18 protein-coding genes are annotated in these 19,113 nt (G+C 70.5%); 4 read left to right on the top strand and 14 right to left on the bottom strand.

Annotated elements, in window-relative coordinates; genetic code table 11:
* Nucleotides 1-54: 54 nt before the first annotated feature.
* Nucleotides 55-1,326 carry a M14 family metallopeptidase gene (locus ACZ7M7_RS13835; RefSeq protein WP_472116005.1) on the bottom strand — a complete coding sequence of 424 codons (1,272 nt, stop codon included), beginning with the start codon at nt 1,324-1,326 and terminating at the stop codon, nt 55-57.
* On the bottom strand, nt 1,323-3,287 hold the full coding sequence (locus ACZ7M7_RS13830; RefSeq protein WP_472116002.1) for a Xaa-Pro dipeptidyl-peptidase: 1,965 nt from the start codon (nt 3,285-3,287) through the stop codon (nt 1,323-1,325). The genes ACZ7M7_RS13835 and ACZ7M7_RS13830 overlap by 4 nt, the downstream gene beginning before the upstream one ends.
* A 208-nt stretch (nt 3,288-3,495) precedes the next feature.
* Between ACZ7M7_RS13830 and ACZ7M7_RS13825 the strand changes: the two genes are divergently transcribed.
* On the top strand, nt 3,496-4,989 hold the full coding sequence (locus tag ACZ7M7_RS13825) for a M1 family metallopeptidase (protein ID WP_472115999.1): 1,494 nt from the start codon (nt 3,496-3,498) through the stop codon (nt 4,987-4,989).
* A 14-nt stretch (nt 4,990-5,003) separates the two neighbouring features.
* On the opposite strand, the gene ACZ7M7_RS13820 is transcribed toward ACZ7M7_RS13825, so the two are convergent.
* Genes ACZ7M7_RS13820 through ACZ7M7_RS13810 form a run of 3 tightly spaced genes read right to left on the bottom strand, consistent with a single transcriptional unit; the run spans nt 5,004 to nt 7,907 of the window.
* Nucleotides 5,004-5,915: a PfkB family carbohydrate kinase gene (locus tag ACZ7M7_RS13820; RefSeq protein ID WP_472115996.1), complete on the bottom strand. Its 912-nt coding sequence runs from the start codon at nt 5,913-5,915 to the stop codon at nt 5,004-5,006.
* The gene (locus ACZ7M7_RS13815; RefSeq protein WP_383600503.1) at nt 5,912-6,400 is read right to left on the bottom strand and encodes a macro domain-containing protein; all 489 of its coding nucleotides are present in this window, start codon (nt 6,398-6,400) and stop codon (nt 5,912-5,914) included. Before ACZ7M7_RS13815 ends, ACZ7M7_RS13820 begins: the two co-directional genes overlap by 4 nt.
* A gap of 40 nt (nt 6,401-6,440) precedes the next feature.
* The gene (locus tag ACZ7M7_RS13810) at nt 6,441-7,907 is read right to left on the bottom strand and encodes an amino acid permease (RefSeq protein WP_472115993.1); all 1,467 of its coding nucleotides are present in this window, start codon (nt 7,905-7,907) and stop codon (nt 6,441-6,443) included.
* A 230-nt stretch (nt 7,908-8,137) separates the two neighbouring features.
* Here ACZ7M7_RS13810 and ACZ7M7_RS13805 point away from each other — a divergent pair, with 230 nt between their 5' ends.
* Nucleotides 8,138-8,860: a MerR family transcriptional regulator gene (locus ACZ7M7_RS13805; RefSeq protein WP_472115990.1), complete on the top strand. Its 723-nt coding sequence runs from the start codon at nt 8,138-8,140 to the stop codon at nt 8,858-8,860.
* Here the strand turns inward: ACZ7M7_RS13805 and ACZ7M7_RS13800 are convergent.
* The 6 genes from ACZ7M7_RS13800 to ACZ7M7_RS13775 all read right to left on the bottom strand — a co-directional run bounded on the left by ACZ7M7_RS13800 (nt 8,837) and on the right by ACZ7M7_RS13775 (nt 15,979).
* Nucleotides 8,837-9,541 carry an SDR family NAD(P)-dependent oxidoreductase gene (locus ACZ7M7_RS13800; protein WP_472115987.1) on the bottom strand — a complete coding sequence of 235 codons (705 nt, stop codon included), beginning with the start codon at nt 9,539-9,541 and terminating at the stop codon, nt 8,837-8,839. The genes ACZ7M7_RS13805 and ACZ7M7_RS13800 overlap by 24 nt on opposite strands.
* Nucleotides 9,542-9,681: 140 nt before the next feature.
* Nucleotides 9,682-11,859 carry a 3-hydroxyacyl-CoA dehydrogenase NAD-binding domain-containing protein gene (locus tag ACZ7M7_RS13795; protein ID WP_472115984.1) on the bottom strand — a complete coding sequence of 726 codons (2,178 nt, stop codon included), beginning with the start codon at nt 11,857-11,859 and terminating at the stop codon, nt 9,682-9,684.
* Nucleotides 11,860-11,893: 34 nt separating this feature from the next.
* Nucleotides 11,894-13,108, bottom strand: coding sequence for an acetyl-CoA C-acetyltransferase (locus ACZ7M7_RS13790; protein WP_383600516.1), 1,215 nt, complete (start codon nt 13,106-13,108; stop codon nt 11,894-11,896).
* 45 nt (nt 13,109-13,153) lie between these two features.
* Nucleotides 13,154-14,296 (bottom strand): acyl-CoA dehydrogenase family protein, encoded by a 1,143-nt coding sequence (locus ACZ7M7_RS13785; protein ID WP_383622063.1) that lies wholly within the window; start codon nt 14,294-14,296, stop codon nt 13,154-13,156.
* On the bottom strand, nt 14,293-15,459 hold the full coding sequence (locus ACZ7M7_RS13780) for a CaiB/BaiF CoA transferase family protein (RefSeq protein ID WP_472115981.1): 1,167 nt from the start codon (nt 15,457-15,459) through the stop codon (nt 14,293-14,295). The genes ACZ7M7_RS13785 and ACZ7M7_RS13780 overlap by 4 nt, the downstream gene beginning before the upstream one ends.
* A 136-nt stretch (nt 15,460-15,595) precedes the next feature.
* The gene (locus ACZ7M7_RS13775; protein ID WP_472115978.1) at nt 15,596-15,979 is read right to left on the bottom strand and encodes an MmcQ/YjbR family DNA-binding protein; all 384 of its coding nucleotides are present in this window, start codon (nt 15,977-15,979) and stop codon (nt 15,596-15,598) included.
* 91 nt (nt 15,980-16,070) lie between these two features.
* Here ACZ7M7_RS13775 and ACZ7M7_RS13770 point away from each other — a divergent pair, with 91 nt between their 5' ends.
* Nucleotides 16,071-17,252 (top strand): saccharopine dehydrogenase family protein, encoded by a 1,182-nt coding sequence (locus tag ACZ7M7_RS13770; protein ID WP_472115975.1) that lies wholly within the window; start codon nt 16,071-16,073, stop codon nt 17,250-17,252.
* Between the two features lie 32 nt (nt 17,253-17,284).
* Here ACZ7M7_RS13770 and mmpA read toward each other — a convergent pair whose 3' ends face one another.
* Together mmpA and ACZ7M7_RS13760 are read right to left on the bottom strand one after the other, a co-directional pair.
* Entirely contained in the window at nt 17,285-17,431 is a 147-nt protein-coding gene (mmpA, locus tag ACZ7M7_RS13765) for a morphogenic membrane protein MmpA (protein WP_383600528.1), read from the bottom strand.
* 265 nt (nt 17,432-17,696) lie between these two features.
* Complete coding sequence (locus ACZ7M7_RS13760) at nt 17,697-18,395, bottom strand: endonuclease V (RefSeq protein ID WP_472115972.1); 699 nt, start codon at nt 18,393-18,395, stop codon at nt 17,697-17,699.
* Nucleotides 18,396-18,457: 62 nt separating this feature from the next.
* Here ACZ7M7_RS13760 and ACZ7M7_RS13755 point away from each other — a divergent pair, with 62 nt between their 5' ends.
* A complete protein-coding gene (locus ACZ7M7_RS13755) occupies nt 18,458-18,754 on the top strand; it encodes a YciI family protein (RefSeq protein WP_383600531.1) in 297 nt (98 codons plus the stop codon).
* A gap of 3 nt (nt 18,755-18,757) precedes the next feature.
* Here ACZ7M7_RS13755 and ACZ7M7_RS13750 read toward each other — a convergent pair whose 3' ends face one another.
* The gene (locus ACZ7M7_RS13750) at nt 18,758-19,084 is read right to left on the bottom strand and encodes a plasmid stabilization protein (RefSeq protein ID WP_383600534.1); all 327 of its coding nucleotides are present in this window, start codon (nt 19,082-19,084) and stop codon (nt 18,758-18,760) included.
* Nucleotides 19,085-19,113 lie beyond the last annotated feature (29 nt).

Genomic DNA, 19,113 nt, shown 5'->3' with positions numbered 1-19,113 from the left:
CGTCTCCACGTCGTCTCCCAGGACCTACCACAGATTCCGCCAATCGCAGCCGTTTCAGCAGTCGGTGTCGGGCTCACCAGCGGCGAGGTGATACGGAGCGCGCTCATCCAGGAGGAGCGGAACAAGGGCACGCAAGGACTGCCGAAGCGGCACAAAAGCCCCCGTAGCGGTCGATTTCGCCTTCACTCCGTGCAGCGTGAGCTCGTCCTTGGTCTGCGCGTACTGGTCGGTGGTGAGCCGGTATCCGCAGGGCGGGTCCGCGATCACCTCGGCGGGTTCGGCCGGGTCGTTGTCGGCGCCGCCGACGTAGACGGGCCCGGTGTCGGCGAAGCCCGCGAGCCTGGCCAGGCCGGTCGCCGCCTCGACCTGTCCGCGACGGGCGTCGGTGAAGTCGAACAGGCCGTCCAGCGCCGCGACCTGGGAGTACACCCGGCGCCGGTTGTTGAGCGACTCGTCGGCCTTCTCCTCCTCGGTCAGCGGATCGACGCGGCTCTCGATCAGCAGGCCCACCGAATGCTTGACGCCGGACATGTTCCGCAGGATGCGTTCCTGCCCGTCACCGGCGACCTGCTTGATCGGATCACCCGTCTCGGGGTCGGTCCAGATCCCGTACGTGCCGGTCGAGTAACCGGCGCCGGACGCGGCGGGGCGCACGTACGACCCGGAGAGGGCCTGGGCCTCGTCGTGGACGCGGGCGTCCGTGTTGAGGTTGCGCGGCCACAGGTCGAACAGGTCCTTGTCGTAGTACGGGGGTGTGGCGCCGTACTCGTGCAGGTCGTAGATCACGTCGGGGCGCTGGTCGCGGATGACCGCGGCCAGGGCGCGTCCCTCGGCGGTCTGGAGTGCGAGGTGGTCGCGGTTGACGTCCACGCCGTCGCTGTTGCCGCGGGTGTCGGCGGCCCGGCCGTCGGGGTTGGCCGTGGGCACCACCAGCAGGGTGGTGCGCTCCAGGAAGCGCCGGGTCTGCCGGTCCTTCGCGTAGGCCAGGTCGCGGACGGTGGACAGGCAGGCCTCGCGGCCGGAGGGTTCGTCGCCGTGCTGGCTGCAGATCAGCAGCACCTTGTTCGGGGTGGGGTGGGTGCCGATCCGGACGAGCTGGAGCGGGCGGTCCTGCTTCGTCGTGCCGATCCGGCTGACGGAGACCCGCTTGCTCGCCCTGTCGACGGCCGCGAGGAAGTCCTGCTCCTCGGGCTGGCTGGTCCAGCGGGCGCCGTTCGACTTCTCGAAGCCGGTGCGGGGCGTGGAGTCGGCGGCGTGGGCCGGTACGGCGACGATGGATGCGGCGAGGGCCGCGGCGACCAGGGTGACTGCTCGGGTGCGGGTCACTGGCCTCCCTCCGGGATGCGGTGAGTGGTGGTGCGGGGCGCGGCGGTCAAGCCGTCGAGGGGCGCGGCCTCGGGAGCCGCGGCGGAGACGGAGCCCGCCGTGGCGCGTGCGAAGGCGTGGGCGCCGCCGACCAGCGGGACGCGGGCCTTCGTACGGGAGAGATCGAGGGTGAGCGTCGGCTTGGTCGACGGAGGGTCGATCAGGTCCTTGTCCGTGCCCGCGACGATCAGGGCGAGGCGGTGGCCGGTCGGCACCACGTGGTCGGTGGCCGCCAGGTCGAGGGTGATCGTGTACGCCTTGCCCGGGGTGAGCGGTGCGCCCTTCAGGTCGGAGGCGTGGTTGCCCAGGTCGGCCCAGCCGCGGCTGACGACGGTGTGGCCGACGTCGGCCGTCCGGGCCCGCGTCTCCTTGAAGCAGGAGCTGTCGCCGGTGGTGCTCGCGCCCCAGCAGGTGCGGTCGGTGAGGGTGGTGATGCCTTCGCCGCTCGACGCGTAGTCGCGGATGGTGTCGGGGCCGAGGTCCACGAGGACGGCGGAGAGGTGGGCCGTCGAGGTGGTCGGGGTCGCGGTGACCGTGACCTCGGAGGAGCCGGACAGGCGCAGGTCGCGGGTGAGCGGCATGGTGACGAAGCCCGCCTTGTCCGGGGTGGCCCGGTCGATGTTCGCGGCCCAGTCGGTCTCGCTGTGCTGCGGGTCGTCGGTGAAGGTCTCGGTGCCCTTGCCCTTGCGCAGGCCGAGGCTGCCGACGCCGGCCTCGGTGCCCTTGGCGGGGCGCAGGGTGGTCGCGTCGGTGCCGCGCGGCGGCCAAGTCTTGGAGGTGCTCCACTGGTCGGGGTGGCGCTCGATGTCGGCCATCGGCTCACGGTCGATGCCGTTGTCGTAGCCGAGGAGTTCGTGGTCGAACCAGCGGTGCAGGGTCTCGACCCACTCGGCGCGGCGGAAGTCGAAGGGGTCGACGTGGCCGGTCTGGGAGAGCCAGATCTTGCGCTCGACGCCGTGCTTGGCCAGGGCGTCCCACCACTGGCCGACGTGCTTCATACGGACGTTGAGGTCCTGCATGCCGTGGATCAGGAAGACGCTCGCCCTGACCTTGCGCGCGTCCTTCACGTAGTCACGCTCGGTCCACAGCGGCGTCCAGTCGCCGGTGCGCGGGGCCCCGTCGACGAGCTTCTGCTGGACTGCGCCGCACTTGGCTCGGGCGTCGGGGCTGTTGACGTAGTCGGAGAGCCACTCGGGGCCGGAGTCGTACAGCGGGGCGCCCTGCTGGAAGTAGTAGTCGTACCAGGAGGAGATGGCGCTGATCGGGACGATGGTCCTCAGGCCCTCGACGCCGGTTGCGGCGACGCCGTTGGCGATGGTGCCGTCCCAGCTCTTGCCGATCATGCCGGTGCGGCCGTTGGTCCAGGTCGCCTTGGCCTTGGTCGTGCCGGTGCGGGTCGTGTACGCCTTGCCGCGGCCGTTCAGCCAGTCGACGACGGCCTTCGCGGAGAGGATGTCGGAGCGGCCGCCGACGTCCACGCAGCCGTCGGAGCGGTTGGTGCCGGCGAGGTCGACGCCGACGAAGGCGTAGCCGCGGGGCACGAAGTAGTTGTCGTAGAACAGCGGCATTTGGACGACGTCGCCGTCGGCGTCGTACGTCTTCTTCTGGCTCTCGTTGCCGCGCCCGCAACAGGAGTAGTACGGGCTGGCGTCCATGATGACGGGGATCCTGCGGCCCTGTGCCGCCGCCTCCCGGGGGCGGACGACGTCGACGGCGACGCGGTCGGTCTTTCCGTCGCGGTCGTCGTCGAGTCCGGTGTCCACCCATACGGCCTCGCGGATGGCGTTCTCGTACGAGTACACGGGCTTGCTCTCCCGCGGGGCGGCTTGCGCCGTCGCGGGTGAGAGGAACGTGGCCGTCAGCGCGGCTGCGGCCACCGTCGCGAGCGGTCTCCAGATCGTGAAGCGCATGCGTTTCGGCATGCGCGGACGGTACATCGGTCAACTCTCGTGCAGAAGGGGGCGACTGATGGCATGTGAGGTCACGTGTGGCCGATAAACGTCTGCCGGACGAGTGGACTCATGTCGGCCGAATGGCGATCGTGTGACAGCGGTGGTCATGGACACACCCGTGACACAGGGGGTGAATAGGCTCCGGACAGACTTCGGGCCCCTACGACTTGGAGCTTTCGTGCACCGCAGATTCATGGCGCCGGGCGCACTGGCGACCGCCTCGCTGATGCTGGCGATCCCGGCGTCGGCCGCGAGCCACTCCCCCGGCGCTCCGGGCATCGGCGATCCCTACTACCCGGCCTACGGCAACGGCGGATACGACGTCTCCCACTACGACCTCCGGCTGAAGTACCAGCCGGCCACGGACGAGCTGGAGGGGACGGCGACCCTGCTGGCGAGGACCACGCAGGATCTGTCCCGGTTCAACCTTGACTTCCTGCTGGACGTCAGCGAGGTCCGGGTCAACGGCGCGAAGGCGTCGTTCGCGACCTCGGGCGAGCACGAGCTGGAGATCACGCCGAAGAAGCCGCTGGCCAAGGGCACGGACGTCACGGTGGTCGTGCGCTACCGCGGCGTGCCGTCGTCGAAGGAGGCGTACGGCTTCACCAACTGGCACCGCACCGCGGACGGCGGAGTCGCGGCGAACGAGCCCGAGGCCGCCTGGTGGTGGTTCCCCAGCAACGACCACCCGCTCGACAAGGCGACGTACGACGTCTCGGTGCTGGTCCCGGACGGCACGCAGGCCATCTCCAACGGCACGCTGCAGTCGACGAGTTCACGCCTGGGCTGGACCCGCTACAACTGGCGCTCCGACAAACCGCAGGCGACATATCTGGCCACGCTCGCGGTCGGCCGGTTCGACGTGACGACGGGGACGAGCGAGAGCGGCATTCCGGTCATCAACGCGTACAGCAAGGACCTGGGCGCCAACTCCGGCGCGGCGCGGGCGAGTATCGAGCGGACCGGGGAGATCGCCGACTGGCTGAGCGGGTACTTCGGGCCGTACCCCTACAACGCGCTCGGCGGCTATGTGCCGAACACGAAGACCGGGTACGCGCTGGAGACGCAGACCCGGCCGTTCTACAGCCCGTCGAACTTCGCGAACGGGACGAACACTTCTGTCGTGGTCCATGAGATCGCCCACCAGTGGTACGGCGACCTGGTGTCCGTGAAGGACTGGAAGGACATCTGGATCAACGAGGGGTTCGCCCGCTACGCACAGTGGCTGTGGTCGGAGCACGAGGGTGAGGGGACGGCGCAGGAGATCGCCGACTACGTGTACGCCTCGCGTGCGGCCGGCGATGCCTTCTGGACGGTCAAGCCCGGGGATCCGGGGCCGGAGAAGCAGTTCCACATCGCGGTCTACGACCGGGGTGCGCTGACCCTGCAGGCGCTGCGCAACGAGATCGGGGACGAGGCGTTCTTCGCCATCCTCAAGGGCTGGACGCAGAAGTACGCCTACGGCAACGCGTCGGTGGCCGACTTCCGTCGGTACGCCGAGGAGGTGTCCGGGCAGCCGCTGGCAGCGCTCTTCGACACCTGGCTGTTCGAGCCGTCGAAGCCGGCCGCGCCGGCCGCACGCGCGGCGTCCATCGCCAGGTCGGACACGGATCCGGTGCAGCCGAAGTCCTGGAAGAAGATCGCGGCGACGAATGGCGTGCACGAGCACTGACGTCGACGGGCGCCCTATGAACCCTCGAATGTGGCTGCGCGCTCGATGAGTTCGTCCCTGCCTATCGGTGCCGTCCGCGTCGACGGCACCGTGCAGGCATGGGCGCCGGCCACCGCGCCGTACAGAGCGCAGCGGTGCGGTGGCTCGCCGGTGAGCCTGCCGTGGAGGAAGGCGGCCGCGAAGGCGTCACCGGCGCCGTTGGAGTCGACCACGGGGGCCGCGGGCCGGACCGGCGGGACGTGACTCAACTCGCCGTCGGTCAGCAGGTAGGCGCCCTCGGCTCCGGCCGTGGCCACGACCACCTCGGCCCTCCCCCGCTCGGCGATGCGGCGCATGGTCCGCTCGGGGTCGTCCAGGGCGGCCGTCGACAGGAACACGACGTCCGCCGCGTGGGCGAAGGGCTCGTGGTACGGGTTCTCGCCGTCCCAGTTGTGGAGGTCGGTGGAGAGCGTGACACCGGCCTCGAGGAGGGTCGGCAGGGCGTGGGCGCACGGTTGGGTGATGGAGACGTGGGCATGTCGGCTCGCGGCGGCGAGAGCCCGGACCGTCTCTTCCGGCAAGCGGTCCTCGGCGTATCCGCGGCTTGTGTCGTACAGGGACAGCCGCCGTCCGTCCGGCCCGACCAGGTTGACCGCGCGCTTGGTGCCGGCGGGCTGCGGGATCGCGGTGAGGGCGATGCCGTGCTCCCGGTGCAGGGCGCGCACGAGGTCGCCCTCGGGGTCCTCGCCGAGGAAGTCGACGTGGTGGGTACGCAGACCGAGGCTGCTCAGACCGACGGCCACGAAGTCCCCGGTCTGCCCGGCGCGGGTGCGGATCCCTGAGTCGATCATGTAGCTGTCGGCGTACGGGAGCGGCAGCTCGGGGACGTACACGATGATGTCCACGCCGGCGCCGCCCAGCACCAGAACGTCGGTGTCGCGGCTCAACTCCGGTCCTCCCCGTGGTCGTAGACCGTGACGGTGATCCCCCGTCGGACCAGCCGCTCGGTGATCAGCGGCTCGACATGGGACCACTTGCCACCGGCCAGACCGCAGCCTATCCGCGGCATGTGTATGGACGCGCCGAGTTCCGTCGTCCTGTCGGCCAGCCGCTCCAGCGCCGCGTCGATCGCCTCGTAGCGCACGGGTACGCCCTTGCTGCCGGTGCGGATTCCGCGCTGCCCGACCATGTTGGCCACCCAGACGTACGGCTCGACCTGGACGAACTGGACCGCGCCGAGCCCGAAGTCGTTCGAGGCGCGCTCGCGGTGCCATACGCGGTAGGACTTCTCCGGTTCCGGCCAGCGGCGCGACAGGGCCAGGACGAAGCCCTTTCCCCATCCCCCGATGTCGTTGCAGACATGGGCGATCACCTTGACGCCCTTGCCCGACGCAACGGTGGCGTCACCCCGGACATACGTGATCTCCGACATGACGCCACCGTAGAGGCCGCCTCTGACAACGGCCTTCGAATTACTTCGTGAGCTCGGTCAGCTCCTGGTCCTCCGCGCGGTTCGCCCTGCGGCGGATCGCGTACCAGCCTGCGACCAGCATCGCGGCGATCACCGGGATGAGGAGGAGGGTCTTGCGGCCGACCTCGGGGTCGTTCCACATCATGGCGAGGCAGGCGAGCAGGAAGACGATCGTGGCGATCTCCGTGACCGGGCTGCCGGGGAGGCGGAAGTGCGGTCGGTCCACCAGGCCCGCCTCGGCGCGGCGGACGAAGATGAGGTGGCAGACCATGATGATCACCCAGGTCGAGATGATGCCGAGAGAAGCGACGTTCAGCACGATCTCGAAGGCCTGGCTGGGCATGAGGTAGTTCAGGCCGACGCCGAGGACGCACACCGCACAGGTGAGCAGGATGCCGCCGTACGGCACCTGGCTGCGGTTCATGCGCGCCGTGAACTTCGGGGCGGAGCCCGCCATCGCCATCGAGCGCAGGATGCGGCCCGTCGAGTAGAGACCGGAGTTGAGGGAGGACATCGCCGCCGTCAGGACCACCAGGTTCATCACGTCGTCGGCAGCCGGGACGCCGATCTTCGACAGGACCGTGACGAACGGGCTCTGGTCGGCAGAGTAGACCGAGCCGGGCAGGAGGAGGGCCAGCAGGACGACCGAGCCGACGTAGAACAGGCCGACACGCCACATGATCGAGTTCACCGCGCGCGGGACGACCTTCTCCGGCTCGGCGGTCTCGCCCGCCGCGACACCGACCAGCTCCAGGGCGGCGTACGCGAAGATCACACCCTGCATGACCAGGACGACGGGCATCAGGCCGTGCGGGAAGACACCGCCGTTGTCGGTGATGACGCTCAGGCCGGGCGTCGTACCGCCCACCTCGTGCTGAGTGGCGAGCAGGAAGATGCCGACGAACATGAAGGCCACCAGGGTGGCGACCTTGATGATCGCGAACCAGAACTCCATCTCGCCGAAGATCTTCACCGAGATCAGGTTCACCGCGAGGACCACCGCCAGGGCGATCAGGGCCAGTACCCACTGCGGGATGTCGGTGAACAGGCTCCAGTAGTGCGTGTAGAGCGCGATCGCGGTGATGTCGGCGATGCCGGTCGTCGACCAGTTCAGGAAGTACATCCAGCCGGCGACGTAGGCGCCCTTCTCACCGAGGAACTCGCGCGCGTACGACACGAAGGAGCCCGAGGAGGGGCGGTAGAGCACGAGCTCGCCGAGGGCCCTCACCACGAAGAAGGCGAAGATGCCGCAGACCAGGTAGGCAATTGCCAGCGCCGGGCCCGCGTTGTGGAGGCGGCCGCCGGCGCCGAGGAAGAGGCCGGTGCCGATGGCCCCGCCGATGGCGATCATGTTGACGTGGCGGGCCTTGAGGTCCTTGCTGTAACCGGCGTCGCCCGCATCCGCGGGCACCTGGGCCGCGTCGGTGCGAGGTGCGGCCACTGCCGTGTTCACGGCGTCCTTGCTCACGGGTGGTACCACTCTCTGGTGCGCCCGAGCGGATTGCGCTCGGGTGGCCGGACGTACGTATGGCCTGTGCGCTTGATAAGTGCACAGACCAAGGGGTCACCTTCCCCCGGAAAACCAGGCTCACGCGGTGGCGGACGTCACACAGCGTTACTTCTCACACGGTGGTGCCGCCCCGCCCCACGAGTCGCCGGAGGTGTCACAGCACCGGTGAGACAGCGATACTGCTGCACATGACGACCGGCACCGAGGAGACGACCCTCACGATCGACGAGCTGGCCGCGCGGGCGGGCATGACGGTCCGCACGGTGCGGTTCTACGGCACCAAAGGGCTGCTGCCGCCTCCGGTGCTGGGTCCGCGCAGAGTGGGCCACTACGGGCGCGAGCACCTGGCCCGGCTGGCGCTCATCGAGGAGTTGCAGCAACAGGGCATGACGCTCGCGGCGATCGAGCGGTATGTGCAGCAGCTGCCGCCGGATCTGGACGCCCATGACCTCGCCATTCACCGGGCCGTGGTGGCCTCCTGGGCGCCGGACGCCGTGGAGACGGTGACGCGGCCGGAGCTGGAGCGGCGGGCGGGGCGGGCGCTCGGCGACGACGACGTGGAGCGGCTGGTCGCGATGGGTGTGGTGAAGCCGGACGACGGCGGCGACGGCTACCGCGTCGACCTCGGACTGCTGCGGCTGGGTGTCGGGCTGCTGGACGTACCGCTGTCGCAGGAGGCGATCCTCGCGGCGCGCAGGGTGCTCATCGGACACTCACGGTCCGCCGCGCACGAGTTGGCGCAGCTCTTTCGTGGTGAGGTTTCGCAACGCGCCACGCAGGACGTGAAGTCACTGTCCGCGCACATGCAACCCCTGGTGGTGCAGGCTCTGTTGACGACCTTTCAGCGGTCCCTGCGCGAGGAGCTGCGGGATTGGCTGGGCGGCGTCTCAGAGGAAGGCCGATCCGCCTGACACGTTGAGCGTCTGCCCGGTCAGGAAGCCGCTGCCCTCGTCCACGACGTACAGCAGCGTCGACACCAGGTCGGACGGTGCCTGCGCCTTCGGCACCGCCCGCCGGTCGCGGACGTGCTCGAAGCCGCCGTCCGCGCCGGCCCCGCGCTCGATGGGCGCTATGGCGTTGACCGTGATGTCGTACGGCGCGAGGGCCGCGGCGAGCGAGCGTGTGAAGCCGATCAGGCCCATCTTCGAGGCGACGTACGGGACCATCGTGGGCGGTGCGGTGAGCACGGCCGCCGAGGCGATGTTGACGACGCGGCCCCAGCCGGCCGCCTTCAGATACGGCAGCGCGGCACGGGTCACCAGGAACGGCGCCTCCAGGTTGACGCGCATGATCCGGCGCCACTCCTCGACCGACGTCTCCTCGAAGAGGTTCGCGGGATGGACGTCGGCACTGTTGACCACGACGTGCAGCGTGCCGAACCGGTCGATGACGCGCTCCAGCCCCTGGCACACCTGGGCCTCGTCGGTGACGTCGGCCGTCAACTCCACATAGTCCAGGACCTTTCCGGCGGTCTCCGGCTGCGGGACGAGGTCGAGACCGGCGACCCGGTACCCCCGCCCGGCGAGCGCGACGGCGAACTCCTGCCCGAGGCCCTGTGCCGCTCCGGTCACCAGGGCGGTACGCGTCTCCATGAGGCGAGTGTGATGAGCCGTCAGGAACCGGGCAAGGGGGCCTGTGCTCCCCAACGGGCTTTACGGAAGGGGCAGATCGGCCCCCGGAGCGGGGCCGGCAGGGGCAGCGGAAGCGAAGAACTCCCCCGCCGCCCCTGGTGTCACGCGTCCCCGAAGCGCTCCCCCTTGTCCGCCTTCTCCACCAGCAGCGCCGGCGGCGCGAACCGGTCGCCGTACTGCTCCGCCAGCTCACGCGCGCGGGCAGTGAAACCGGCGACGCCGCCCTCGTAGCCGTTGATGTACTGCAGGACACCGCCGGTCCAGCCGGGGAAGCCGATGCCGAAGATGGAGCCGATGTTGGCGTCGGCGACCGACGTCAGGACGCCTTCCTCCAGGAGCCGGACCGTGTCCAGGGCCTCGGAGAACAGCATGCGTTCCTGCATGTCCCGGAAGGGGATCTGCGTGCCCTCGCGGGTGAAGTGCTCGCGCAGGCCCGGCCAGAGGCCTGTCCGCTTGCCGCCCTCGTCGTAGTCGTAGAAGCCCGCTCCCCCGCTGCGGCCCTCGCGGCCGAACTCGTCGACCATGCGGTCGATGACGGCCTCGGCGGGGTGGGACGCCCAGACGCCGCCCGCCTCCTCCACGGCCCGCTTCGACTCGTTGCGGATCTTCCGCGGGAGGGTGAGCGTCAGCTCGTCCATCAGGGACAGGACCTTGGCCGGATAGCCCGCCTGGGCCGCCGCCTGCTCCACCGACGCGGGCTCGATGCCCTCGCCGACCATCGCCACGCCCTCGTTGATGAAGTGGCCGATGACGCGGGAGGTGAAGAAGCCGCGGGAGTCGTTGACGACGATCGGCGTCTTGTTGATCTGCCGGACCAGGTCGAAGGCGCGGGCCAGCGCCTCGTCGCCGGTCCGCTCGCCCTTGATGATCTCGACGAGCGGCATCTTGTCGACGGGCGAGAAGAAGTGCAGTCCGACGAAGTCGGCCTGGCGGTCCACGCCCTCGGCCAGCACCGTGATCGGCAGGGTCGAGGTGTTGGAGCACAGCAGCGCGTCCGGCTCGACGATGCCCTGGATCTCCTGGAAGACCTTGTGCTTGAGCTCGGGGTTCTCGAAGACGGCCTCGATCACCGCGTCGCAGCCGGCCACGTCCTGCGGATCGGCCGTCGGCGTGATGCGGGCCAGCAGCGCGTCGGCCTTCTCCTGCGTCGTACGGCCCCGGGAGACCGCCTTGGCGCACAGCTTCTCGGAGTAGCCCTTGCCCTTGACTGCGGCTTCCAGCGCCACGTCCTTGAGGACCACGTCGATGCCCGCGCGGGCGCACGAGTAGGCGATGCCGGCGCCCATCATCCCGGCGCCGAGGACGGCGACCTTGCGGACCTTGCGGGGCTCGATGCCCCCCGGCCGGTTGGCGCCGGAGTTGACGGCCTGGAGGTCGAAGAAGAACGCCTGGATCATGTTCTTCGACGTCTGGCCCGCCGCCAGCTCCACGAAGTAGCGCGCCTCGATGGCCTGCGCGGTCTCGAAGTCGACCTGGGAGCCCTCGACGGCGGCCGCGAGGATGTTGCGCGGGGCCGGGTAGGGGGCGCCATTGGTCTGCTTGCGCAGGTTGGCCGGGAAGGCGGGCAGGTTCGCCGCGAACTTGGGGTTGGCCGGTGTACCGCCGGGGATCTTGTAGCCCGGCCGGTCCCAGGGCTGCTGCGACTCGGGGTGGGCCTCGATGAAGGCGCGGGCCTTGGCGAGCAGTTCCTCCTGGGTGGCGGCCACGTCGTCGATCAGGCCGTTCTGCAGGGCGCGCTGCGGGTTGTACTGGGTGCCCTGGAGGAGGACCTTCAGCAGGGCGTCGGCGATGCCGAGGAGTCGGACGGTGCGGACGACGCCGCCGCCGCCCGGGAGCAGGCCGAGGGTGACCTCGGGGCAGCCGATCTTGGAGCCGGGCGCGTCCAGGGCGATGCGGTGGTGGCAGGCGAGCGCGATCTCGTAACCGCCGCCCAGGGCCGCGCCGTTCATCGCGGCGACGACCGGCTTGCCGAGGGTCTCGATGCGCCGCAGCTGGCGCTTGATCGCCATGCCGCCCTCGAAGAGGTCCTGCGCGGTGTCCGGCGTGACGCGGATCAGGTCGCGCAGGTCGCCGCCGGCGAAGAAGGTCTTCTTGGCGGAGGTGATGATGACACCGCGGATGGTGTCCTTCTCGGCCTCCAGCCGGTCGGTGATGACGGCGAGGGAGTCGCGGAACGCCTGGTTCATGGTGTTCGCGGACTGGTTGGGGTCGTCGAGGACGAGCGTGACGACGCCGGCGCGGTCCTGTTCCCAGCGGATGGTGGTGGACTCAGTGCTCATGTGGAGGTGCTCCGTGTGATCCGTCGGGAGGGGGTCAGATGCGCTCGACGATCGTGGCGATGCCCATGCCGCCGCCGACGCACAGCGTGGCGAGGCCGTACCGCTTGTCCTGGCGCTCCAGTTCGTCGACGAGCGAGCCGAGGATCATCGCGCCGGTCGCGCCGAGCGGGTGGCCGAGGGCGATGGCGCCGCCGTTGACGTTGACCTTGTCCAGGGACAGGCCCATGTCCTTCACGAAGCGCAGGACGACGGCCGCGAAGGCTTCGTTGATCTCGACGAGGTCGATGTCGTCGATGGTCAGCCCGGCCTTGGCGAGCGCCTTGCGGGTCGCGGGCGCGGGGCCGGTGAGCATGATGGTGGGCTCGGAGCCGGAGACGGCGGCGGAGATGATGCGGGCGCGCGGGGTGAGGCCGTAGCGCTCGCCGACCTCCTTGTTGCCGATCGCGACGAGCGAGGCGCCGTCGACGATGCCGGAGGAGTTGCCCGCGTGGTGGACGTGGTCGATCTTCTCGACCCAGTGGTACTTCTGCAGGGCGACGGCGTCGAAGCCGCCCAGGTCGCCGATGTCCGCGAAGGACGCCTTCAGCTTGGCGAGCGAGTCGGCGGTGGTGCCCGGGCGCAGGTGCTCGTCGTGGTCGAGGACGACGAGGCCGCTGCGGTCCTTGACCGGGACGACGGAGCGGTCGAAGCGCCCCTCCTTCCAGGCCGTCGCCGCCCGCTCCTGGGACAGCGCCGCGTACTCGTCGACGTCGCGGCGGGAGAAGCCCTCGATGGTGGCGATCAGGTCGGCGCCGATGCCCTGCGGCACGAAGTTCACGGAGAGGTTGGTCATCGGGTCGTTGAACCAGGCGCCGCCGTCGGAGGCCATCGGCACCCGGGACATGGACTCGACGCCGCCCGCGAGGACGAGGTCCTCGAAGCCCGAACGGACCTTGGCGGCGGCCATGTTCACGGCCTCCAGGCCCGACGCACAGAAGCGGTTCTCCTGCACGCCCGCGACCGTGTCCGGCAGTCCGGCGGCGATCGCGGCGATGCGGGCGATGTCGGAGCCCTGGTCGCCGACCGGGCCGACGACGCCGAGCACGATGTCGTCGATCGCGGCCGGGTCCAGGGTCGGGAAGCGGTCGCGGAGCTCGTGGATGAGGCCGACGACCAGGTCGATCGGCTTGGTGCCGTGCAGGGCGCCGCTCGCCTTGCCGCGGCCGCGCGGGGTGCGGATCGCGTCGTACACGTACGCTTCGGTGCTCACTGGGAAGCCTTTCGGGGATGAGGGTCAGCCGAGCAGGAAAGAGCCTTAGCCCAGCAGGGAACGGCCGATGATTTCCTTCATGATCTCGGTCGTCCCGCCGTAGATGGTCTGGATACGGCCGTCGGTGAAGGCCCGGGCGACCGGGAATTCGCTCATGTAGCCGTAGCCGCCGTGCAGTTGCAGGCAGCGGTCGGCGACGCGCTTTTGCAGCTCGGTCGCCCACCACTTGGCCATGGAGGCGTGCACGGCGTCGAGCTCGCCGTTGTCGTGGTCCGCTATGCAGCGGTCGAGGAAGGTGCGGGTGACGGCACACTCGGTGGCCATCTCCGCGATCTCGAACCGGACGTGCTGCTTGGTGGCCAGCGGCCGGCCGAAGGCCTCGCGTTCCTTGACGTACTCAGTGGTGATCTCCAGCAGGTGCTCGGCGGCGGCGATCGCCGAGACCGCGATGCTCAGCCGCTCCTGCGCGAGGTTCGTCATCAGGTGGACGAAGGCGCCGTCGAGGTCCCCGAGGAGGTTCTCCTTGGGCACGCGGACGTCGTGGAAGAACAGCTCGGCCGTGTCCTGCGCCTTCTGGCCGATCTTGTCGAGGTTGCGGCCGCGCTCGAAGCCCTCCGTGCCGCGCTCGACGACCAGCAGCGACAGCCCGCGCGCGCCGCCCTCGGGGGTCGTCTTCGCCACCACGATCACCAGGTCGGCGAGGATGCCGTTGGAGATGAACGTCTTGGAGCCGTTGAGGACCCAGTGGTCGCCGCGGTCCTCGGCGTGGGTGCGGATGCCCTGGAGGTCGGAGCCGGCGCCGGGTTCGGTCATGGCGATGGCCGTGATCAGCGTGCCGTCGCAGAAGCCTGGCAGCCAGCGCCGCTTCTGCTCGTCGGTGGCGAGCGAGGTGAGGTAGGGACCGATGATGTCGTTGTGCAGGCCGAGCGCGAGGCCCGGGGCGCCCGCGCGCGTGAACTCCTCGGCGAGGACGGCGCTGTAGCGGAAGTCGGGGGTGCCGCCGCCTCCGTACTCCTCGGGCACGGCGAAGCCGAGCAGGCCCTGCTTTCCGGCCGCGCGCCAGGCGTCACGGGAGACGATGCCGTCCTTCTCCCACTGCTCGTAGTACGGCAGCACCTCCCTGGCCAGGAAGCTGCGCACGGTCGCGCGGAACGCGTCGTGCTCGGGGGCGAAGATCTGCCGCTTCATTCGAGGCCCTTCATACCGGCGTCCTCCACATCGAGGCGCTTCGTCAGGTCGGGTACGTCCCAGTCGCGCGCCACGCCCGCGGTGTCGGCACCCGGCTGGGCGGGTCCGGTGCGTACGGCGGTGGGGGTCGCGGAGAAGCGGGGCGCGGGAGCTGGCTGGGTGATGCCGCCGTGGTCGGTGAACGTGCCGCGGGCCGCCAGGTGCGGGTGCCGCGGAGCCTCGTGCAGGGACAGTACGGGCGCCACGCACGCGTCGGACCCCTCGAAGACGGCCGTCCACTCGTCCCGGGTACGGGCCTTGAAGCGGGCCGCGACGGCCTCGCGCAGCTCGCCCCAGCGGGCCCAGTCCTTGCGCGCGCCGGCGTGTTCGGGGATCTCCAGAAGGGTCACGAACTCGTCGTAGAACTGCGGCTCCAGGGCGCCCACGGCCATGTACCGCCCGTCGGCGGTCTCGTAGGTGCCGTAGTACGGGCAGCCGCCGTCCAGGAGGTTCGCGCCGCGCCGGTCCTGCCAGCCGCCGGCGGCGAGCATTCCGTGGATCATCGCGGCGAGGTGGGAGGTGCCGTCGACGATGGCGGCGTCGACGACCTGGCCGGTGCCGGTCGCGCGCGCGTGGTGGAGGGCGGCGAGGACGCCGACGACGAGGTAGAGGGAGCCGCCGGCGTAGTCACCGACCAGGTTGGCGGGGATTGCCGGGGGTTCGTCGGGGTTGCCGATCATGCCGAGGGTGCCGGTGAGCGCGATGTACGCGATGTCGTGTCCGGCGCGCTGGGCGAGCGGCCCCTCCTGGCCCCAGCCGGTCATGCGGCCGTAGACGAGGCGGGGGTTGCGGGCGTGGCAGGCTTCGGGGCCGACGCCGAGGCGCTCGGCGACACCGGGACGGTTGCCCTCGATAAGGATGTCGGCGCGGGCGGCGAGGTCCAGGACGCGGGCCGCGCCGTCGGGGGACTTCAGGTCGACGATCACGGAGCGCTTGTTGCGGTTGGTGATGTCGTACTCGGTGTTGATGGCGAGCCCGGTGCCGCCGGGCCGGTCCACGCGGACGACGTCGGCGCCCAGGTCGGCCAGGAGCATGGCGGCGAAGGGGCCGGGTCCGATTCCGGCCAGCTCGACCACGCGCACGCCGGTGAGCGGGCCGTGCCCGGGCGTCGGTGCCGTTGTCATCCTGCCCCCATTGGCGTGACACAACTGATGTAACACCAGTGATGCTAAGAACGTGTTCCAGCGGACACAAGACCTGACGAGCAAGCGCTTAGCCAATTTACCGGCCGGTCACCCGGCCGGTCACCGTCCGGTCGGGTCAGTCGCGCCCGTCCAGGTCGGCTATCAGCCGTTTCGGCGCGATCACCCGGTAGCTCTCCTCCACCCAGTCGCACAGCAGCTCCGCCGCCGGGGCGCCCTTCTGCTCCAGCGGGATGCTCACCCAGCCCGCCTTGCCCAGGCCGTATCCGGCGGGCTCGGCGCCCGGGCAGGTCAGTGCGTGGGCGTGGGCCGACTCGTCCTTGAGCTTCACGGTGACGCCCATCGGATAGCTGCCGTCGGCGACGCCGAGGAAGACGAACACCTTCTTGTTGACCTTCGCGACCGTCTCGCCCCACGGGAACTCCTCGACGGCGCCCGGCATCCCGAGGGCGAACTCGCGTACTTTTTCCCACTTCTTCAGGGCAGTCCTGGGAACGGCCACCGCTAACCTCCGGGCTCGTCGTCGGGCTCCGCACCCCTCACGCTAGCCTCGGCCACCGACAACGGCGCGTGCTGCGAGACCGAGGGGTGTCATGACCAGGCTGGACAGGACGGATCGCCCGTACGACATCGTGCTCTTCGGAGCGACGGGATTCGTCGGGATTCTCACCGCGGAGTACCTGGCCGCGCATGGACCCGAGGGGTTGCGCTGGGCGATCGCCGGTCGGAGCAAGGAGAAGCTGGAGCGGCTGCGCGACCGGCTGCCGGACGGCGGCAATGGGGTCGGGCTGCTGGAGGCGGACGTCTCCGATCCGGCCTCGATGCGCCGGCTCGCCGAGCACGCGCGTGTGGTGGCCACGACGGTCGGCCCCTACGTGACGTACGGCGAGGACCTCGTGGCGGCCTGCGCGGACACCGGCACCGACTATCTCGATCTGTCCGGTGAGCCGGAGTTCGTGGACCGGACGTACGTCCGGCACGACGCACGCGCGCGTGAGACGGGTGCGCGGCTGGTGCACGCCTGCGGTTTCGACTCCGTCCCGCACGATCTGGGGGCGTACTTCACCGTCCAGCAGCTGCCGGAGGGCGTGCCGCTGACGGTGGACGGGTTCGTGACCGTCGATGCCACCTTCTCGGGCGGCACGTTCGCGTCGGCGCTCAACCAGTTCGCGCGCGGGCGTCAGATGCTGGCCGCCGCGCGTGACCGTGCCCGGCACGAGCCGCGGCTGATGGGGCGACGGGCCCAGGCGCCGACGGGCGCGCCCCGGTTCGCCAAGGAGGTCGGCGCGTGGGCGGTGCCGCTGCCGACGATCGACCCGCAGGTCGTCAAGCGGTCCGCGCGGGCCCTCGATGTCTACGGCCCCGACTTCCGCTACCGCCACTACGCCGCCGTACGGCATCTGCCGATCGCGCTCGGCGGTGTCGCGGCGATGGGCGGGCTCTTCACGGCCGCCCAACTTCCGCCCGCGCGGCGCTGGTTGTCCGACCGGCTCAAGCCGGGCGAGGGGCCCGGCCCGGAGAAGCGCGCGAAGAGCTGGTTCTCCGTCCGCTTCGTGGGTGCGGGCGGCGGCCGGCGGGTCTTCACCGAGGTGTCGGGCGGGGACCCGGGGTACGGGGAGACGGCGAAGATGTTCGCGGAGGGGGCCCTGTCCCTCGCCTTCGACGACCTGCCGCCGACGGCCGGGCAGGTCACGACAGCCGTGGCGATGGGAGACGCCCTGATCGAGCGGCTGCGGTCGGCGGGGATCACCTTCCGGGTGGCCGCCACCCGCTGAACCGTTCCTGCAGCGGCACCCCGGGGTGGCCCCTAGAGCGGCCACCCCGCGATCGTGTAGATCATCCCGACGATCCAGCCGAGCCCGGCCAGCGTGGCGAGAACCAGCACGGCCGTCACGGCACGCTCGACGGGGCGGTCGGGGTCGGCGAGGGGCTTGGGGGAGCGGTGCGTCGTCATGCGACTCAGCCTGCCGACCACCCCAAGGGGCTGACATCCGTACGGGTACTCAGACGAGGTACTCAGCCCGCGGCGCGGGTCGTCGTCAGGCGGGGGCCGGGAGGTTTTTCGCCCCCGCCGCCCGTATCCGTCCCGTACCTGGGGGCTGCCGCCCCCAGACCCCCGCTGTCGGCCTGAACGGCCTCGTCCTCAAACGCCGGACGGGCTGAGATGCACCGGCCGCCGTTGAGAGGCCGTCGACCCAGGCCCCGGCCCTCCCCTTGCCCTAAGTCCTCGTACCGGTCGCCTCCTTCAAGGCCCGTCGGCACAGGGCGTCCGCCCTGCGCGTCGTCTCCGGCAGGCGGTACTCGGGGGTCAGTGCGAGGGTGTGGGCGCAGGCGTTGGGGAGGGTTGCGCGGTGGCCCGCCGAGACGAAGACCGGCTTGACGGTGTCCCGGGTTCGGAGGGCTCGGCCCACCTCCTCGACGCCTGCCAGGAGGGGTGCGGACGATCCGCGCGTGGGGGCGGGGTCGTCGTACGTGAAGGTGAACGGGTTCTTGGCGACGCCGATCGTGGGCAGGCCGGTGAGGACGCCGAGGTGGCTGGCGAGGCCGAAGCGGCGGGGGTGGGCGAGCCCGTAGCCGTCGCAGACGACCAGGCCGGGCGGGCAGGGCAGGGCGTCGAGGGCGGCCAGCAGCGTCGGGATCTCGCGGAAGGCGAGCAGGCCGGGGACGTACGGGAAGGAGATCCGGCCGACGGCCGTGGACTCGACGACGACCTCCAGGGTCGCGGCGTCCAGCACGACGGCCGCTGCCGCCACCACGTCACGCTCGTCGTCGTAGGCCACATCGACGCCGGTCACATGCCCGGATCCGGGCGGTGGCCCCGGCTCGTCGAGCACCACCCTTGCCCGCAGCTCGTCCTGGACGGCGCGGGCCTCTTCCTCGGTCGCGGGCCAGCCCGCGGGGATGTGTACGGTCGTCATGGTGGGCACGAGCGTACGGCGAGGGGGCCGGCCGCCGCGGCCCCAGGGGTAGGCTCGCGATCATGTTCGTGCTGGAGCTGACGTACACCGCACCGATCGAGGCCGTCGACGCCGTGCTGGAGGCACATGTGGCGTGGCTCGACGAGCAATACGCGAGGGGGCATTTCCTGGCGTCCGGGCGCAAGAACCCCCGCGACGGCGGGGTGATCCTCGCCGTCGCGGGGGACCGGGCCCTGATCGAGGAGCTCGCCGCGACCGATCCGTTCGTGGTGGCCGGGGTCTGTGCCTACCGGATCACCGAGTTCTGCGCGACCAAGACGGCGCCGGAACTCGAGCGGTACCGCGAGACGCCGGACTGAGCCTCACTTGTTGCCCAGCGCCTGCTTGAGCTGGGTCTTGTTCATGTCCGAACGACCCCTGATGTTGCGCTGCCTGGCCTCCTCGTAGAGCTGGTCGTAGGTGGGCCCCTGGGAGCCCTTGCCCGACCGTTGGCCGCCCCGCTTGCCGGAGGACATGTCCTGGGTGGACGTGCGGCTGGCGGTCTTCGACTCGCCGGACCGGGCGCGCTCCTTGTTCACCGTCCGTGCCGCGATCTCCTCGGCCCGCCCGGCGCTCTCGCCCCGGTCCTGGGCGCTCTGCTTGATGTGCTCGTACTGGCGTTCCCGCTTGGGGCTCGAACCGCGTGGCATGGGGTCGCTCCTCTCGCCGTCCGCGCCCG

This window comes from Streptomyces sp. NPDC111606 (assembly GCF_055656945.1).
This window is presented reverse-complemented; position numbering and strand designations above follow the sequence as displayed.

Excerpts from the sequence above, each read along its gene's own strand:
- ACZ7M7_RS13785 (WP_383622063.1), bottom strand. The coding sequence starts at position 14,296 with ATGAAGCGGCAGATCTTCGCCCCCGAGCACGACGCGTTCCGCGCGACC.
- ACZ7M7_RS13815 (WP_383600503.1), bottom strand. The coding sequence starts at position 6,400 with ATGTCGGAGATCACGTATGTCCGGGGTGACGCCACCGTTGCGTCGGGC.
- mmpA (WP_383600528.1), bottom strand. The coding sequence starts at position 17,431 with ATGACGACGCACCGCTCCCCCAAGCCCCTCGCCGACCCCGACCGCCCC.
- ACZ7M7_RS13795 (WP_472115984.1), bottom strand. The coding sequence starts at position 11,859 with ATGAGCACTGAGTCCACCACCATCCGCTGGGAACAGGACCGCGCCGGC.
- ACZ7M7_RS13750 (WP_383600534.1), bottom strand. The coding sequence starts at position 19,084 with ATGCCACGCGGTTCGAGCCCCAAGCGGGAACGCCAGTACGAGCACATC.
- ACZ7M7_RS13830 (WP_472116002.1), bottom strand. The coding sequence starts at position 3,287 with ATGCCGAAACGCATGCGCTTCACGATCTGGAGACCGCTCGCGACGGTG.
- ACZ7M7_RS13780 (WP_472115981.1), bottom strand. The coding sequence starts at position 15,459 with ATGACAACGGCACCGACGCCCGGGCACGGCCCGCTCACCGGCGTGCGC.
- ACZ7M7_RS13755 (WP_383600531.1), top strand. The coding sequence starts at position 18,458 with ATGTTCGTGCTGGAGCTGACGTACACCGCACCGATCGAGGCCGTCGAC.
- ACZ7M7_RS13770 (WP_472115975.1), top strand. The coding sequence starts at position 16,071 with ATGACCAGGCTGGACAGGACGGATCGCCCGTACGACATCGTGCTCTTC.
- ACZ7M7_RS13760 (WP_472115972.1), bottom strand. The coding sequence starts at position 18,395 with ATGACGACCGTACACATCCCCGCGGGCTGGCCCGCGACCGAGGAAGAG.
- ACZ7M7_RS13805 (WP_472115990.1), top strand. The coding sequence starts at position 8,138 with ATGACGACCGGCACCGAGGAGACGACCCTCACGATCGACGAGCTGGCC.
- ACZ7M7_RS13800 (WP_472115987.1), bottom strand. The coding sequence starts at position 9,541 with ATGGAGACGCGTACCGCCCTGGTGACCGGAGCGGCACAGGGCCTCGGG.